Here is a 15910-nt window from a genome sequence, read left to right as displayed (position 1 = left end):
ACTCACCATCCAAAAACAGGGAAACAATCTGTCCAATCCTCTTTTCGATTAATTGTACTCCTTATACGTCTCACGTAAAAATTCTATCGATTGTTGGATCAGCTTTTTTAACACATCTACATCAATATCCGCGATTTTGTTTATGTATACACATGCTTTCCCTGTCTTATGTTTGCCAAAGTCTCTTAATAATTCCTCACGTGCTTCATCACCAGGAGCAAAATAAAGACTAAAGTTAGCCTTACGTGGAGAAAAGCCTACTAAGGGAGCATCTCCTTCATGACCAGAAGCATATTTGTAATGATAGGAACCAAAGCCAATGATACTAGTACCCCACATCTTTGCTGGATATCCTGTTGTTTCTGTAAATAGATCTAGAAGTTGGTAGGCATCCTCTCGCTTCTTCGGATTCTCAACATTTTCAATAAACGCCAGTACATCATTGTCGTTCTCTTTCGTTTTCAATTCATACATAGGCTGTATCTCCTTACTATTTTTTTCTCTTACTACTAGTATACCGAAAATAGTAAATTAATTTCATAGTCTACTAAAGTAATTTGTACATTAGAATGTCATCCACCAGCTTACCATTTATAAGGAACTCCCCGACCAATCTCCCTTGCTCCTTGAAACCATTTGCTCGATAAAATGAAATGGCGCCTGGATTTGTTGAGAGAACACGTAAGGATAACTTTCGTTTTTTGTTTTCCTTTGCCCAATTTTCTACAAAAGCGATTAAAGCAGTACCTACACCTTGGCGTTTGAAATCGGGATGAACTCCCATATCAATTTCGACTACATGAGAATTCGAAGGGATCGGAATAGGAGATTTATAGCCTATATAACCACATATTTCCCCATTAGAAATGGCAACAAATTGACTACCTTCAGGGAAATGCTTTTCATATTTCTCTACCGTTTCAAAAATGGTTACGGCAGGTGTATTCGTTTCATTCCAAATGAACTGATCGATTTCCATAAGTGCTTGAAAATCTTCTTTACGAGAACGTCGCACGGTTATATTTGTCATCACAGGCACTCCTACTTATTAGAATTATTTGCATTTTACCATATGTCTTGGTAAAAATTTCAGTATTTTTTCAAATTTTAGTTATAAGCCTATACACAAATGCCCTACTTACATAGGTTGTGATTAGAGATAAAATTTGATTGTATCTCTTCTTTTTTGAACACAGGGTGCTTATTTATTAATTGCTTAGGAGGTGTTAGCATGCACGAAAATTATTCAGATTTCCCTACACATCTTCCAATGATGGAGGAGGATGAGGAGAGAATATTTGGTGGCGCAGTCATACCATTTTTAACAGGAGCTGCTGCAGGCGCAGCCTTTGATAATTATTTTGGACCAAGACCAGGCTACGGATATGGTTATGGATATCCTGGATACTTTGGACACGGATACGGATATGGTTACGGATATCCAAGACCACGCCCAAGACCAAGACCTCGTCCAGGTTACGGCCATGGTTACGGTCATGGATATGGGCATGGATATGGCCATGGTTACGGTGGATACGGCGGTTACAGAATGGACTGTGACGATTAAGGGGAATTAGGCTTTTCCCCAAATCTATAGGGTTTTTGACTTAATTTAAACATTCGCCTATACAACATTTATCCTTTTTCATAGGTTATGAATAGGTAATGGTTGAGAGGCTGTTACCTAAGGTTAAGGAGGGGTTATGATATGTCAGGTTATGGATATGCAGGAGGTTTCGCTTTAATCGTCGTGTTGTTTATTTTATTAATCATCGTTGGTGTTGGGTACGGATATTAAGAAATAAGGTAAAATCAAACAACACGTAGGTTGAATTTATTCTTAATAAGGAGGAGTTAACCTATGGGATACGGATATGGTGGATATGACTGTGGTTGCCATGGTGGTGGCTACGGTGGCGGATTTGCGTTAATTGTAGTATTGTTCATTTTGCTAATCATTATCGGTGCAACCGTATACTGTCGTTAATAATATCAAAATAATAAAAAAGGGGTCGCGAGCTGTTCGCGACCTCTTTTTAGGTAGAGGATGTTTTTTGTTTATTTCCCTTTCTCATTTTACTAATAACGAGAATGACAATTGGTAACACCAAGCCAAATGTTGCTGTAAAAGGTGCCCAATAATAGGAGATATACTCTACATAATGGATTACATTAGGTCCTAAATATGCCCCCAAAACAACAAGAATAAACGACATAGGAGTGGAAAGAACCTTCGGGGTTTTAAGCTGAAATAAATGACTTAGTCCTAGGGATAACACATAAAAATTAATGGTAATTTTAAAATATATTGTAAAAAACCAAGCAATTGCCACCAATATCTCGATTCGTTCTAAAAACGCTGCAATGCTAATCTTCTTTCCTAATATATAAGTAGGAAAGAGATTTCTAGTGGTAAATTCAACCCCTAGAACAGCTAAACTCATAAAGGTGATGGCAATTAGAAGTATGGATGCAAATACAACACCAATATAAAAGCATTTTCTAGCCTCTTTGCTTTTTTCAACATATGGAAGAATGGCAAGAAGCACACATAGCTCAAAGAACGGAGTTGCCATAGTAGGAAAAATGGATAAAAAAATTCCACTTACATTTTTCTGTAAAACAGGCTGGATGTTTGTAAAATCGATTTGAGGTGAAACTAAAATCATCATAATAATAAGAGAGAGAAATGCGTATGGAAAAAATACCTCACTGGAACGCCCGATGACTTCCAATCCCATTTTCACCCCAATTAAACTCGTTATGATAAATAATAAGGAAAAGACTTGAATGGGCGTTTCCACCATAATTTGGGTTGTAATAAACATTCCGATTTGCCAAATGTTTGCTGCTGTCAAAAACATAAGAAAAATAAGAAAAAGACTAGTTATTCCTTTTCCAATTTTTTTGCCAAAAACACGCTCCATTATTTCAAAAACATTCTTTTTCTGATCTATATTGCTTACTCGTATTAGTAAGTAGACAATTAGTAGTCCTAAAAGACAAGTTAAAGTGAGAGAAATCCATGCATTTTCTTGAGCAAATGTAGCTACAAGAGATGGAAGACTTATAACAGAGGTGCCAAGAGAAAACATAAAAACTAAGATGGTAAATTGACGTGTACTTATTTTCCCTTTTTCAATCATCCTTATCTCATCCTCCGCATGGCTATTCAATATGCACTAATGATCCAATTTACTTTCCCGAAGCAAATTATTAAACGGCTCCACCATTGGCTCATAAGCTTCCTTAATCCAATCTAACGGATAAGGAAGCTTAACATCTAAACTAAATAAAACACTTAAAACAAGAGCAATACCAAACGTAACGATATAGACTACCTTATCTCTTCTTTCCTTGCTGTTTTTAATAGTTCGATAATCCAACAGAAAAATAATAACAGCGAGGATTAATACACCTAAGACTTTGATCATCGGTTATCCTTCCTCATTCTTTTTATCTTCGATCATTTGATAGAATGGTTCAATCGTTGTTCCTGTTAATCGAATTTGGGATTTCACATTTACTTGAATCTCTAATTTATTTTGAAAAAGGTCATTCCATCGTTTTTCAACACGCTTCCACTGTTTATAATTTTTCTTTTGTAACGTTTCTCCAAATCCAAAGATATCACTACGATACTCTTGTGCCTTTTCAATACTCGCCTGCATGATTTGCTTTGTTTTTTCATTTAATTTCTTTTCTAATGTTTTGATTGTTTTCTGATTCGTTATATCAATAGAGCAATCTACATCCGCTATATTCACTTCCATATCCGTATTAATCCGAGCAATTGGCACACCACCTACAAGTGATGTATCTGACTTGGTATTTGCTTTCATAATTTCAAAGGTTATTTTTCCATTATCACAGTCTACCCACTCCACAGTATTAGTGATATTGTTCGTTATAAAATTAAATCCTTTACTTTCCTCATTGTTCATCCAGCCAACAAGGGTATCACTATTGAATACTCCTAATGTATTTGTTTCAATGATTGCATTATTTTGAGCTCTTTCTACATTGCTTAAAGTGGTGCCTGCTTCAGGGTCGCCGATAACTTGTATGCCCGTTAATACAGCATTATTTCCCTTTGCCGTAATGGAAGTGATTAGCTCATCTAATTGAACAACTCTTGTTGGTGCCCAAGACTGCTCCGCTGCTTCCATACTTGTATAAATTTTATTTGCGGATATTTTTTCAAGAGGAGTTAAAATTTTTAATACGTCCGATGCTTTTTGACCTTTAGCGATGGCAAATAAAAAGTCCGTTCGCATTTCATGATCCCGTGAAACAAAGTCTAAAGAGCTCCCAATCCCCACTCTAGCAAATTCTTCGCTAAAGACTACTACGCGAATATGGGCAAAATAAAGCTTTCTAGGTGCTACAGTGGTTAATTTCCGTATTGCTTCAAACATGGTGTCCCCTTTTGCTGTATAAACAGAAGTAGCAGTTCGGGAAGTTAGCGTCTTCCCGGCTACCTCTCCTGGATTAATGACTTGTGCTGTTATTATAAATTGGTCATCTTCATAATCAATACCAAGGGCAGTTGTGAGTGCTAAATCGGTTAGCTCTCTTGAACTCCAGCATCCAGTTAACACACATAGCAAAATGGTACTGTAACATACAAATAGAACTTTTCTCATATTGAACACCACAATCAATTTTTAGTGTTGTTATTAGAGGGCTTCGGTGGATTGGTATTTACTCGGGTTGGATTCTTTTTATTTGTTAACATTGGTCTTTTCTTCATTCTCCAATGAGGTACTCTTATTAAAGCATCCTTTTGGTCACCCTGGATAAATGGTCCCATTGGAGACAGGTAAGGGATACCAAAGGAGCGTAAACTAGAAAGATGCATGACCAATAGAATTAGTCCGAGAATAATCCCTACCAAACCAAACATTGCCGAAATAGTCATAAAAAGAAATCGAAGCATTCGAATGGCAATACCCATGTTGAAAGTAGGAGAAACAAAGCTACTTATAGCTGTTAAGGATACAACAATGACCATTGCGGACGAAACAATTCCAGCCTCTACTGCAGCCTGTCCTAACACGAGTGCACCTACGATTGATATTGCGTTCCCTACTGCTCGTGGCATTCTCGTTCCGGCTTCCCTTAATATTTCAAACGTCACTTCCATCATTAATGCCTCCACATAAGCAGGAAAAGGAACTCCCTCTCTTTGTGCAGCAAGGCTAATTAAAAGCTGTGTCGGGATCATTTCCTGATGAAACGTCGTTAAAGCAATGTAAACAGATGGCGTTAACAAAGCGAGAAAAAAACACAAATATCGCAATGCCCTAATTAAGGAGGAAATATCAAAGCGTTGGTAGTAGTCCTCACTAGCTTGAAAGAAATGCACAAACAAAGCAGGAACTAATAAAGCAAAAGGCGTTCCATCAACGATAATGGCAACTCGACCTTCCAATAAGCCTGCACAAATGGTATCTGGCCTTTCCGTGTTAAAAATAGTAGGAAAAGGCGAATAGGTTTCATCCTGAATTAACTCTTCTATATACCCACTCTCCAATATTCCATCAATATCAATCTGGTCAAGCCTTCGATTCACCTCTTGTACGATGTCGTCGTTCACCAACCCATTTATGTAACAAATTGCAATATCTGTATTTGTTTTCCGACCGATTTTCCGCATCGAAATCCATAAATTCGGATCCTTTATCCTTCTCCTGATAAGAGCCGTATTTGTCATGATTTTTTCAGAAAAGCCTTCTTTTGGTCCCCTCACTACTGGCTGAGAGGAGGGCTCTTCAACGCTTCTGCTTTCATAGCCTTTTGCATCAATCGCAAAACCTTTTGAATAGCCATTTAATAGTAAAATGGCATCTCCAGAAAGCATATGATTGTATAATTGCGAGAATGTATTGATTTCCTTTACTTCACTATTTGCAAAGGACTTATTTTTTAATACGGTAAATAAATCACTCTCCAGCAAATGTAGTTCCACATTGTTATCTGTTTCTTTCTCTTGCTGAGACGCTCTCTCATTCCTAAAAGATGTTTCATCTTGTTCGGTTAACCGCAAATCAATCATTAACGTTTCTGCTATTGATTCTTGAACATAATTGCGGTCCACTAATCCATTTATATAAAGCAACGCAGCCTTCACTGGTTGCTTCGACCCTATGTAAAAGATTCTCGAGAGCAAATCGGAACTATTTCCTAATGTTTCTTTAATAGCCTTTACATTGTCATCTATGGTAAGCGCAAACGTATTTTGAAGATTTTCAGGTACATTACTTGTGTTGGTTGTACCTTGTTTTTCTTTCTGCCTTTTTTTCTTTTGACGTTTTCGAATAATTAGCTTCATTACCAATTAGCCCCTACTATACTACAAGTTGTCATTTTATCTTTCCCTTTCCAGTGGAATAATTATGCAGACGAAAAAAGAAATACCTTTTCCTCTGTGATCAAAAGAAAAAGTATTTCTATTAAAGCTCGGCAATAATTCTCGCTGGCTGATTATGCTCGATTTGGGCATGATACTGCATGATATTTGTATAAATTTTTCTTGTCTGTTGTTCTGATTCAAAAAAGTTTCGTAAATTTTGTTCAATCGTATCTGTTTCCTGCCAAGATTTTAAGTGGATCGCTATGCCTAAATGTTCGAGCTGCTCTAAATTCATTTCCTCCTGACCTGGTAAGGTGTGATACACAAAGATTGGTTTTCTGTGATGCAAGCTTTCACTAACCGTAACACCACCTGGCTTCGTAATAATTCCATCACAACCGGAATACAACTGAGCCATTTCTTCTCTTGAAGAAATAAATGGTATGGCACGAATGTTATCCTTCTTTAAATGAAGAAGTTGCTTATATAATTTTTCGTTCTTCCCACATAACACGGAATATTGGGTTGACGTTTGTGGAAGTTTTGCTACTAATTTTTCCATTAACCCAACCCCTAAACTACCACCTGTAATTAACAAGTGATTATGCTTTTCGTTTGTTTCTGATATAGAACCTCTCGTTATCATTGGATGAACTGGAATACCAGTTACGGCAATTTTGGACTGCTCTACTCCTTTATCTAGTAAAAATTGCTTCATTAAGATGGAGGGCGCAAAATGATAGTCGATTCCTTTCATTCCCCAGAGATGATTAATAAAAAAATCGGTATACGCATTTATTATAGGAATGGAAATGATTCCACGCTCCTTCAATTGACTTAGCATATAGGATGGAAGAGCGTGGGTACACACAATCACATCTGGTTTTTTCTCGTTTATCAGATCTTGCATAACAGATAAAAATAGTAATTCATAATGACGGAAACGTTTTTCTTCCTCGAGATCCTTACAAACAGATTTGTGATAAATCCAACTATACACTTGTGGTAAATACGTAATCCATTTTATGTATACTCCAGAAACGAGCCGTTCAATTTTTCCATATCCATAATGAAGTAGATCTACTTTTTCCGTCACTATGCTGGAATCTAATCTTTTTATTCCATCTATCAACGCATCGGCAACTTGATGATGTCCGGAAGGGATTTGTAAAAAAGGTAAAAATAATACCTTTTTCATATGTAATCATATCCTTTGTAAAGGGTATCGGTCACTCTTATTTCATTTGTTAGTATTTGAAATTTCGTTACTTTTATGTAAAGCAGCCATTTCCATGGATTTACTAGTTCTTAATCTCTTAAAACCTAGTATAATTTTTGGGAGAAGGAGGCTATACTAAATGATTTGGACTGCTTTATTATTACCAATTGGCTATGGCTTATATCGTGCCTATCGAAATACAAAAGATATAGCCATTCATCATATAAATATAAACAACACTTCCTATAACCAACAATCCTTTCAATTAAATGTCCTACAAATATCTGATATGCATCTCGAAAATATTTCCATCTCACCAAATGAACTATATGACAAATTAAAAACAGAACCGATTGATTTAATCGCACTGACAGGTGACTTTTTAGACCGGAAACGTACAATTCCAAAGCTAGTCCCATACTTAAAGGTATTTCAAAGGCTAACGCCGACACATGGAACCTATGCAGTTTTCGGTAATCATGACTATGTTCTGAAGGGGAAAAACTTCGATAAGTTAAAAGAAACATTAACCGAACATGGTTGTAAAACATTACAGAATGAAACAGACGTGCTAACAATCAATGGACAAAAGGTAAATATAATTGGAGTCGATGACTATAGCACAAATCGCAGTGTATTTGAAAAATCATATGCAGAGGTAGAGGATGGCTACCAGTTAGTATTAACGCATGATCCAAACGCTGTATTAGCAATGAATAATTATGCTTTTGATTATTTGCTCTCAGGTCATTTTCATGGTGGGCAAATTCGATACCCAAAAGCATATCATTTAGCAAAAATGGGCAAATTGCCTAAAATGAACATGATAAAAGGGCTGCAAACCTATCAGGGGAAGTCGTTTTACATTAGTGAAGGGCTTGGACAAACCGGTATTAACATTCGCGTGGGAAGTAGACCAGAAATCACATTTCACCATATTACAATTCCAGAAAATATAAAAATAAAGGAACAAGGCGCTTAAACCTAAGCGCCTTGTATATTTTCAGGAAGATACATCTCTCTCTCGTCTTTGTAAATTTCGTATCGGTTTCGGGGGTCTAACATACATAGAAATCAATCTGCTTTTGGACATAAATATATATTTTGGAATTGGCTGCTTTACGACATTGTGAAAGTTAGGATGAGATAATGACAATAAGTGTATTGGTAAAAATGTTGTCATTTTTATACATTTATAAAAGATATTTTGAATTGATACCGATTCAAATCCGAGCCTTTTCGTTCCCTTATTTAAAGTAGTAATGCCGATGATTCCTTTTATTTCTGCTGAACGTTTATGTGTTAAAACGTAAGTTGCTAAACCTGGGAGAGACTCTTTTACGACATTGTAAATATAAAATGCCTTCTTTACATCGTTTTTCACATGAAAAAAATCGTTTATTAGCCTTACATTATGTAAATGAATTTTAACGAGAATGTCGTTCTTTTTAATTAAAGTACCATCTTCTAACATAACCTCTTTCCCTTTATACCTCGTGAGTCGAACACGAAAAATATTACTTGGATGCTTCCGATAACGGCCGATATAAGTTAATCTTGTTAACCAATAGTATAGTGGGTCTACTAATAACCATAATTTCACAATCGCTTTTCTCAATGTACGTCATCCCTATCCTTCTTTTAGTGTCATTGTTATTTTTGGATAGACATTGGAAAATTATGACCTGAATTTGGTTGTATTTATTTACAGTTTATGTAAAAAGATGTGGTTCTTAATTAGTGTCGATTTGAAATACAAATTCGTATTGAATGCAGATGAGGACTCCTTGCCAAAAGCATACTGTATTTCCGTAAGCTAGCACCCACTTTTTTAATTTATTGCTGCTTGATCAACATACGCCAAAGCCTTTTTTTCACAAATATATGGAATTGTCCCAGCCACTTTTTAAAAACTGTAATAATCTATACTATATCCTTTCATCAGAAGGCTCTAATTTTTGGAATGGACCCTGTGTGCTTATGCTTCGCCTCCACACCTTTACCCTTTCCCCTCCAAATAGAGTACTCGTTCTGATGAAGGGATATAGTATTTTTTTGATTATGCACTTTCTTACTATAATAGAATGGGATTTTTTGGTTTATTTTCATAAGTAAAATGATATTGAAAATCGCTTCTTTGAGCCTAATTCGGGTATCCACTATTAAATAAGGATACCCTTTTCTAGTTCTTAATACCTTTAATTCTATAAAATTATTGAAAATATATGAATCATTATACCTATTAAATAAAACTATCATACTTGCATTATATTCCAGATATTGATAGAGTTATATGCAAATACATATTATTTTAATGTAATAAATGAAATTGGAGCGATTTGATGAATAAAGTAGCATTACCAACAACGCTATTATCGATTTCTCTACTTGTTGGTTGTGGAACGATGGAAAGTAAAGAAAGTATGAATGAAAAGAAAGACAATGTGCATAACATGAAAGAAGAGAAGGTAATAGCAACACCACTAACAGAACCTCCTTCTGAAGATAAGATTGTGGTGGAAATGGCTGAAGAGGAGGAATTAACAATGTTAAAGTATAACCCCTCTGGCTCAACAGGTCAAAGCAAGGAAAAAATGGAACTTCTAAACTTCACACCAGAACCCTTTAAAGAAGCCGTACAAATAGCAGCCAAAGAAGCAAATATTCGTAAAGGTCCCCATACAAGTTATGAAGCTATTAAAACAGTAAAAAAGAATACAACACTAGAAGTCTTTGAAAAAGCAACTGTGGATGGTACTACTTGGTACCACGTATCAATTGAAAATGAAAAAGGCTGGATTTCGGCTAACATCGTTGAGGCTTATGAACAAACAGATTCCGTTCAAGTGAAAAATCAAACGGAAGTAAAAAATGATCCTGCATTTAAAACAGAATCATTTAACAAAGACCTTGAGATTTCTGCACAGGTTGGAAATGTTCGAAAAGGACCGGGAACAAATTATTCTGTTCTCACTACACTAAACGCCTACACAAAGGTAGTAGCAACCGAAAAAGCAGTAGTTGATGGAGCTACTTGGTATCATGTAACCTTCTCTGATCAATCAGGTTGGGTTTCTAGTGCCATTGTAGACAACTATAATCCAAACCTGCAAATGGTTCTAATTGATGCCCCTCATTCTCAACAAATGCCAGAACTTCCAAGAGGCTGTGAGGTAACTTCTTTATCCATGCTACTAGGCCATGCTGATGTCCATGTCGATAAAATGACATTAGCAAATGAAATTCGAAGAGATCCAACTCCATATCAGAAGAAAAATGGGCAAGTATTTTTCGGAAACCCGTATGATGGATTCGTAGGAGATATGTATAGCTTCGAAACACCTGGACTAGGAGTTTATCATGGACCAATTGCCGAACTTGGAGAGAAGTATTTACCTGGTAGAATTGTAGATTTGACAGGAAACAACTTTGATGCGGTATTGGATCAATTAGATCAAGGAAAGCCAGTTTGGGTAATTGTAACGAGCACATTCGCATCTTTACCACAATCCTATTGGCGAACATGGAATACACCTTCTGGAGAAATACAAATCACATACAAAGAACATTCTGTATTAGTCACTGGCTACGATGAAAATTATATTTATTTTAATGATCCTTTAGCAGCAGGTAAAAACTCAAGAGCTTCCAAAGAGAGTTTTATTGCAGGCTGGGAACAAATTGGAAAACAGGCTATTACGTATAAATAAGAATTGTATCGCTGTGTAGCATGAATAAAACAGATGTAAAAAAGAAAACTTCGGTCCTAAAAAAGGTACCGAAGTTTTCTTTTTAATATATTATCTTTTTCCTAAAAATTTAGCTCCAATAAAGCTAAATACACCACTAAACAAGAAGCTAGCAATAAAGGTACGCATTACCGTAAACCCAAACAACACTTCCATACGATCCCCATATTCTACCATTCCATTTAGCGTGATACTGGAATTTACAGAAATAAAGGTGAATAGGAAAGCAAATAATGCACTAAAAATAATCGTTGATGTCACAATATTTCCAGTAATGTATTTTTTTCCAATCCATACAAATGTACCCGCTATAAGTAGTGCTAATATATAAAGAAAAATTAATTTACCATCTAAGAAGGAGAAAATTTCACGAGCATCCGTACCAGAAGGACCAAAAAGTGTATATTTCGCCTCTGGAGTAAAGCCGGAATAATCCTCTACAACTTTTAGTTTAAATGCATTCCCAATCGCAATATTGATTAAGTAAAAACTAAACTGAACTAGGAATACAAGTACACCGATTAATGGCGCATCGTTAATTAAGAAGCGCATTTCAACACTATCATTGATGAACAAGAAACTTACGATTGCTGTTACCGCTCCTAGTAAAATGAAAATAGATAGAAACGCAGCGGTACTCGTTTGCACATATTTCGCATATGGCAATGCAGATTTTTCTTCTCTCTCATATGCCCCTACAAAACTAAAGAAGAACCCTAGGACAAAACCATTAATTAAAGCTTGGAAGAAGGAGAAATCATAATCAAACGCGATTCGTTCACTACCTTCTGTAACATCAAATGAAAAGCCTGCAAAAAAGCTAACAATTGATAAAAATAATCCATAAATCAGTCCGATGACTACTGCTATGGTTAGTTTTTCCGTAATCGAATAGCTCTTATTTTTTGTACGAACATAAAAGCCAGCTAAAAACAGTCCTAAAATTGGTAATAATATTAGAAATGTTAATCCAAAACTGTAATCAAAATTGATACTTTCATTACTATAATCTCCAGTTTGTTTTAATACAAATTGCTGGTCTACAAAGTTTGCATTCATCAGTAAGTTAACCGTTTTAAATGGATTAAGGTCATCTTCATCAATATCTAAATAGTAGGCAGCCTCATCCAAAAATTCCTCATACATCATCATAGGAGATTCTGATCCGAATGCATTAAAACTACTAAAAATATTTTTCTCTGCTACTTTACTAAATATAAATGTACCTAAAAAGACGACGATAATGGCAATAATCGCACTTGCAATAGCAGTTTTAAATAAATCTGTAGAAATAAAGTTTTTCGTCGCATTTCCTACATTGCTTAAATCAATCGATTTTGTTTTCTCTTCAATTTTTTTCGTTACCGAAGCAGTCATCGAAGCTGGCTTATCTGTAACCTTTTCTAACGAATGTCCACAATCAGAACAGTAGATGGATTCATTCGCATTTTTATGACCACATTGACCGCAAAATTGACTTCCTTTTATTTCAACTGCATTATTCATTTGTACCGTTTTTAATGGATATCCATCATTTGTACAATAAATCGCTGAGTCATCATTCGCAGTTCCACATTGATTACAATAAATCAAGTCTGTTCTCCCCCTTTACAAAAGCACTAGGCTTTACTTCCACATGCACTACAGAAATTTGCATCCATTGGAATATCATGCTGGCAATTGTGACATTGCTTTAGATCTTGTTCCACTTCTTCTTGCTTCGTAACCTTCGTTCCACAATTAGGACAAAACTGGTCAGAATCAGATAATTTTGTACCACATTCACATGTCTGCGTCTGTTGTGGAGTATTGGAATACTCTTTTAACTGTACTAAGTAGTCATGAATAGCAATATCCACTTCTTCAATACCAGAAGCACGATTCGCTACTTCACTATGCTGGAAAGCCCCTTTTCGATACTCCAAATAAACTGCTTGCCCTAAATCAATTAATAGCTTTCCCTTCTGATTCGATAGCTGGCTAATCATTTTCTTTGCCTTTGCTGCCTCTTGAGCATTCTGGATTTTTTGCTTACCTTGTTGAATACTATCTTGAAAACGCGAAACTCCATCACTAGTTCTTGAATCTACGTTACTCAAAATAATTCCTCCCTTTCCTTCTAAAAGTAGTTTTATTTGACTACTAGATTGGTATACTAAGACATTATTTTATCATAATTCACTAAAAATATTGTTAAATTTTCTAAAAAATGGTCACTTATTACCTATTTATTATAAAATAGGTTTGAATCAGTCAAAAATAAAATGGAGACAACTATGGTCTTGCCTCCATTATTGTATGATTTGCGCTTTTAAATAAAACTGCATTAATGAAAATAGTCGAAAGAGCCTACTCTTTTTTCTCACCAATTTGTTCCTCATTAGATAAGGATTTACTATTTTTCACCGCATCATAAATGTTGGGCTTTATATATTCCTTTAGTTCTTCCATTGATATTTGGAATGCTGGAATCCCAACATAGCCTGGAGCAATTTCGTATTGATCAAATAAAATAACTAGATTACCGTCGTCAAAATAAAAGGTTTGATCGTCTTTAACGGTTTGAAATCCTTCTTCCCCCTCAAAATACGCAATATCTTCGTCAATTCGTTTCTGAATTTCTTGTTTTATTTTTTTGTTTATAAATTCCTGATATGCCGTTTCTTCTTGGAATAAATCTTGGAAGGTTAACAATTTGACTTTATTTCCATTTAGGAAGTTCAACGTTTGTACTTCCGTCACTCCATGGGCACCACCTTGAAACAAATACGTCTCACTATAATGGGAAACCATTTCCCCATTCATTTTTAATTGTCCTTCGACAAATAGCTGATGCGGTCGAATTTCTTCACCTTTGTCCTTTAATTCTTTTGCCGCTGCCATTGCCTTTGTAATAAAGGTTGCTCTTTTGTCCGTTGCTTCTTTTTTCAATGCATGATTTAATTTCAATTCAAAAAAAGTATCCTTCACATTACGAAAAATGGGGGTTTCCATTTTTATTTCATATTCCGGTTTTTTCTCCTTAAATTCATCATAGCTTACCGAAACAAACGTATCCTCATCCACTTTTTCCTTCGCTATTTCTTCGGCGGAAATCGCTCCAATCCCAATCATAAAACTCAACAAAAACAAGAGATATACACTGCATGTTGTTTGTAAAAGGCGCATTTATTTTAACCTCCTAAAAAACTACTCTTGTTTATTATTGCTAATTTGTTTAAAATTAACCAAATTTAGGAGTCGCAAAATAGAGATTAAAATCTTTCATTACATAAAAAAGTCACCTAAGGCAACCTAGGCAACTTTTTTTAAAGGCGATCCATTTTATTTTAAAGCGAAAAGTCCTCTCTGGAAAGCTCTACGATGGATGGCAAACCAAAAGAGCTCCACATATCAAATTTATTAATTTCATTAAATTCCGATATAAATAACGTCATGACCGTTCCGTGTGTAACTATTACAACATCTTCATCCGGCTGGGCATTATCAAGGACATGCTTTACTCCATTTACAAAACGCTTTTTGGCAATATTTGCAGTCTCCTCACCAAATATGAGCATATCTTCATAATGGAAAAAGTTTCGAATAATTTCCTGAAATTCCTGTTGGGGGTAAATTTTTCTCTTTGAAGTTCTTAGATGTTCATGCAGGTCATCTTTTACTGTAACCTTTTTCTCTAAAACTTCCGCTGCAATGCTCGCCGTTTCGATTGCTTTCGGCTCTGTGCTGGAGTAAATTGTATCTGTCTCATAATTCTGTAAATAATCTGCTAAAACCTTTGCCTTTTCTTTTCCTTTTTCGGATAATTTCCATTGATTTGATGGTACCTCATCACTAAGAACTGGCATTGCATGTTTTATAAGAACCAATTTTCTCAAAATGAATCTCCCCCTCTTCTCGTTAACTTAATCGATCTTCTTCATCTCTTCTTACTTGTTCATCTCTTGATATTCTGTCTTGCGCGTCTCGCAATCGATGCGCAAGTCTACTGGAGGCAGTTGCTGCTATACTAGCAACAATATCATCTAAAAACGTATGTACATGCTCACTTCTTTTGGTATCTAGTTTTTTTATTACGCCAATTTTGTGTTTATCCAAGTGTCCATATGTGGTCACGGCTATACTTCCGTAACCTAAAGCAGCACCAAGAGCAATGGTTTCATCAACCCCAAACAACCCTTCATCCGTTTCCACTAAGGTTTGCAAGGGCTCAGAAAGCATTTTTCTTTCTGCTAATCTATCAAGCTCAATTCCAACTAATATAGCATGCTGTATCTCCCTTTTTTCCAAGACACGATCTACACTTGTTACACAATCTTCAAGCTTTAGTTGATCATTATAAGGGTACTGCATTTCAAAGACAATTGCTGCAATATCATCGATTAGAACCCCTCTACTTGTAAGCGCTTCCCTTGCAGCTTGTTCCACTTCCTGACTTCGAACTTGTTTTACATTTGTCATATGTTATCCCCTTCCGATAATTCGCTAGCAGTTACCTAATTATACCATATGCACATATGAAATAGAAACGCTCCTATGAAACCTTTACGCTATTTTTAAAATGTGAAGGTATTGTAATGTATTGAA

At 35.7% G+C, this 15910-nt stretch carries 17 protein-coding genes and 2 pseudogenes; 6 read left to right on the top strand and 13 right to left on the bottom strand.

The features are described 5' to 3' along the window. Positions 1–48: 48 nt before the first annotated feature. Positions 49–474, bottom strand: a complete 426-nt coding sequence (locus C1A05_RS10050) for a DUF1801 domain-containing protein (protein ID WP_102028090.1) — start codon at positions 472–474, stop codon at positions 49–51. 73 nt (positions 475–547) lie between these two features. Next, entirely contained in the window at positions 548–1030 is a 483-nt protein-coding gene (locus C1A05_RS10045) for a GNAT family N-acetyltransferase (RefSeq protein ID WP_102028089.1), read from the bottom strand. A 201-nt stretch (positions 1031–1231) separates the two neighbouring features. On the opposite strand from C1A05_RS10045, the gene C1A05_RS10040 reads away from it, so the two are divergent. The 3 genes from C1A05_RS10040 (at position 1232) to C1A05_RS10030 (ending at position 1987) form a co-directional block, all read left to right on the top strand. Next, the gene (locus C1A05_RS10040) at positions 1232–1567 is read left to right on the top strand and encodes a hypothetical protein (protein ID WP_200816485.1); all 336 of its coding nucleotides are present in this window, start codon (positions 1232–1234) and stop codon (positions 1565–1567) included. Positions 1568–1708: 141 nt separating this feature from the next. Continuing rightward, the gene (locus C1A05_RS10035; protein WP_102028088.1) at positions 1709–1798 is read left to right on the top strand and encodes a YjcZ family sporulation protein; all 90 of its coding nucleotides are present in this window, start codon (positions 1709–1711) and stop codon (positions 1796–1798) included. Between the two features lie 63 nt (positions 1799–1861). Beyond that, entirely contained in the window at positions 1862–1987 is a 126-nt protein-coding gene (locus C1A05_RS10030; protein WP_102028087.1) for a YjcZ family sporulation protein, read from the top strand. 49 nt (positions 1988–2036) lie between these two features. On the opposite strand, the gene C1A05_RS10025 is transcribed toward C1A05_RS10030, so the two are convergent. The 5 genes from C1A05_RS10025 to C1A05_RS10005 all read right to left on the bottom strand — a co-directional run bounded on the left by C1A05_RS10025 (position 2037) and on the right by C1A05_RS10005 (position 7553). After that, entirely contained in the window at positions 2037–3146 is a 1110-nt protein-coding gene (locus C1A05_RS10025) for a GerAB/ArcD/ProY family transporter (protein WP_102028086.1), read from the bottom strand. Between the two features lie 36 nt (positions 3147–3182). Continuing rightward, a complete protein-coding gene (locus C1A05_RS10020; RefSeq protein ID WP_102028085.1) occupies positions 3183–3434 on the bottom strand; it encodes a hypothetical protein in 252 nt (83 codons plus the stop codon). A 3-nt stretch (positions 3435–3437) separates the two neighbouring features. Next, the gene (locus C1A05_RS10015) at positions 3438–4646 is read right to left on the bottom strand and encodes a Ger(x)C family spore germination protein (RefSeq protein WP_102028084.1); all 1209 of its coding nucleotides are present in this window, start codon (positions 4644–4646) and stop codon (positions 3438–3440) included. Between the two features lie 14 nt (positions 4647–4660). Beyond that, a complete protein-coding gene (locus C1A05_RS10010) occupies positions 4661–6334 on the bottom strand; it encodes a spore germination protein (RefSeq protein ID WP_102028083.1) in 1674 nt (557 codons plus the stop codon). A gap of 121 nt (positions 6335–6455) precedes the next feature. Beyond that, entirely contained in the window at positions 6456–7553 is a 1098-nt protein-coding gene (locus C1A05_RS10005; protein WP_102028082.1) for an MGDG synthase family glycosyltransferase, read from the bottom strand. A 160-nt stretch (positions 7554–7713) separates the two neighbouring features. Between C1A05_RS10005 and C1A05_RS10000 the strand changes: the two genes are divergently transcribed. After that, positions 7714–8556 carry a metallophosphoesterase gene (locus C1A05_RS10000; protein WP_102028081.1) on the top strand — a complete coding sequence of 281 codons (843 nt, stop codon included), beginning with the start codon at positions 7714–7716 and terminating at the stop codon, positions 8554–8556. Between the two features lie 21 nt (positions 8557–8577). Here the strand turns inward: C1A05_RS10000 and C1A05_RS09995 are convergent, their stop codons facing one another. Then, positions 8578–9192: a YkoP family protein gene (locus C1A05_RS09995; protein ID WP_102028080.1), complete on the bottom strand. Its 615-nt coding sequence runs from the start codon at positions 9190–9192 to the stop codon at positions 8578–8580. Between the two features lie 724 nt (positions 9193–9916). On the opposite strand from C1A05_RS09995, the pseudogene C1A05_RS18540 reads away from it, so the two are divergent. Together C1A05_RS18540 and C1A05_RS18535 are read left to right on the top strand one after the other, a co-directional pair. Then, positions 9917–10645, top strand: a pseudogene (locus tag C1A05_RS18540) (SH3 domain-containing protein); the annotation flags it as partial. A gap of 45 nt (positions 10646–10690) precedes the next feature. Next, a pseudogene (locus tag C1A05_RS18535) lies at positions 10691–11284 on the top strand (C39 family peptidase); the annotation flags it as partial. A gap of 90 nt (positions 11285–11374) precedes the next feature. On the opposite strand, the gene C1A05_RS09980 reads toward C1A05_RS18535, so the two are convergent. From C1A05_RS09980 to C1A05_RS09960, 5 genes are all read right to left on the bottom strand, one after another. Next, entirely contained in the window at positions 11375–12916 is a 1542-nt protein-coding gene (locus C1A05_RS09980; RefSeq protein WP_102028077.1) for a zinc ribbon domain-containing protein, read from the bottom strand. Between the two features lie 26 nt (positions 12917–12942). Beyond that, on the bottom strand, positions 12943–13422 hold the full coding sequence (locus tag C1A05_RS09975; RefSeq protein ID WP_102028076.1) for a zinc ribbon domain-containing protein: 480 nt from the start codon (positions 13420–13422) through the stop codon (positions 12943–12945). 250 nt (positions 13423–13672) lie between these two features. After that, positions 13673–14491, bottom strand: coding sequence for a DUF3298 and DUF4163 domain-containing protein (locus tag C1A05_RS09970; RefSeq protein WP_102028075.1), 819 nt, complete (start codon positions 14489–14491; stop codon positions 13673–13675). A 161-nt stretch (positions 14492–14652) separates the two neighbouring features. Beyond that, on the bottom strand, positions 14653–15201 hold the full coding sequence (locus C1A05_RS09965; protein ID WP_102028074.1) for a histidine phosphatase family protein: 549 nt from the start codon (positions 15199–15201) through the stop codon (positions 14653–14655). A gap of 22 nt (positions 15202–15223) precedes the next feature. Continuing rightward, on the bottom strand, positions 15224–15784 hold the full coding sequence (locus C1A05_RS09960; protein ID WP_102028073.1) for a phosphatidylglycerophosphatase A family protein: 561 nt from the start codon (positions 15782–15784) through the stop codon (positions 15224–15226). Between the last annotated feature and the right edge of the window lie 126 nt (positions 15785–15910).

The organism is Salirhabdus sp. Marseille-P4669, assembly GCF_900240405.1.
Taxonomy (GTDB): Bacteria; Bacillota; Bacilli; order Bacillales; family Alkalibacillaceae; genus OEQK01.
Note: the sequence above shows the minus strand (reverse complement) of the source record. Positions and strands in the feature narration are given on the sequence as shown.

What these genes read in the sequence shown, in the direction of transcription:
- C1A05_RS10050 (WP_102028090.1), bottom strand. Translation starts at nt 474, where the DNA reads ATGTATGAATTGAAAACGAAAGAGAACGACAATGATGTACTGGCGTTT.
- C1A05_RS10010 (WP_102028083.1), bottom strand. Translation starts at nt 6,334, where the DNA reads ATGAAGCTAATTATTCGAAAACGTCAAAAGAAAAAAAGGCAGAAAGAA.
- C1A05_RS10045 (WP_102028089.1), bottom strand. Translation starts at nt 1,030, where the DNA reads ATGACAAATATAACCGTGCGACGTTCTCGTAAAGAAGATTTTCAAGCA.
- C1A05_RS10035 (WP_102028088.1), top strand. Translation starts at nt 1,709, where the DNA reads ATGTCAGGTTATGGATATGCAGGAGGTTTCGCTTTAATCGTCGTGTTG.
- C1A05_RS10025 (WP_102028086.1), bottom strand. Translation starts at nt 3,146, where the DNA reads ATGATTGAAAAAGGGAAAATAAGTACACGTCAATTTACCATCTTAGTT.
- C1A05_RS09970 (WP_102028075.1), bottom strand. Translation starts at nt 14,491, where the DNA reads ATGCGCCTTTTACAAACAACATGCAGTGTATATCTCTTGTTTTTGTTG.
- C1A05_RS10020 (WP_102028085.1), bottom strand. Translation starts at nt 3,434, where the DNA reads ATGATCAAAGTCTTAGGTGTATTAATCCTCGCTGTTATTATTTTTCTG.
- C1A05_RS10015 (WP_102028084.1), bottom strand. Translation starts at nt 4,646, where the DNA reads ATGAGAAAAGTTCTATTTGTATGTTACAGTACCATTTTGCTATGTGTG.
- C1A05_RS10040 (WP_200816485.1), top strand. Translation starts at nt 1,232, where the DNA reads ATGCACGAAAATTATTCAGATTTCCCTACACATCTTCCAATGATGGAG.
- C1A05_RS09960 (WP_102028073.1), bottom strand. Translation starts at nt 15,784, where the DNA reads ATGACAAATGTAAAACAAGTTCGAAGTCAGGAAGTGGAACAAGCTGCA.
- C1A05_RS10005 (WP_102028082.1), bottom strand. Translation starts at nt 7,553, where the DNA reads ATGAAAAAGGTATTATTTTTACCTTTTTTACAAATCCCTTCCGGACAT.
- C1A05_RS10000 (WP_102028081.1), top strand. Translation starts at nt 7,714, where the DNA reads ATGATTTGGACTGCTTTATTATTACCAATTGGCTATGGCTTATATCGT.
- C1A05_RS10030 (WP_102028087.1), top strand. Translation starts at nt 1,862, where the DNA reads ATGGGATACGGATATGGTGGATATGACTGTGGTTGCCATGGTGGTGGC.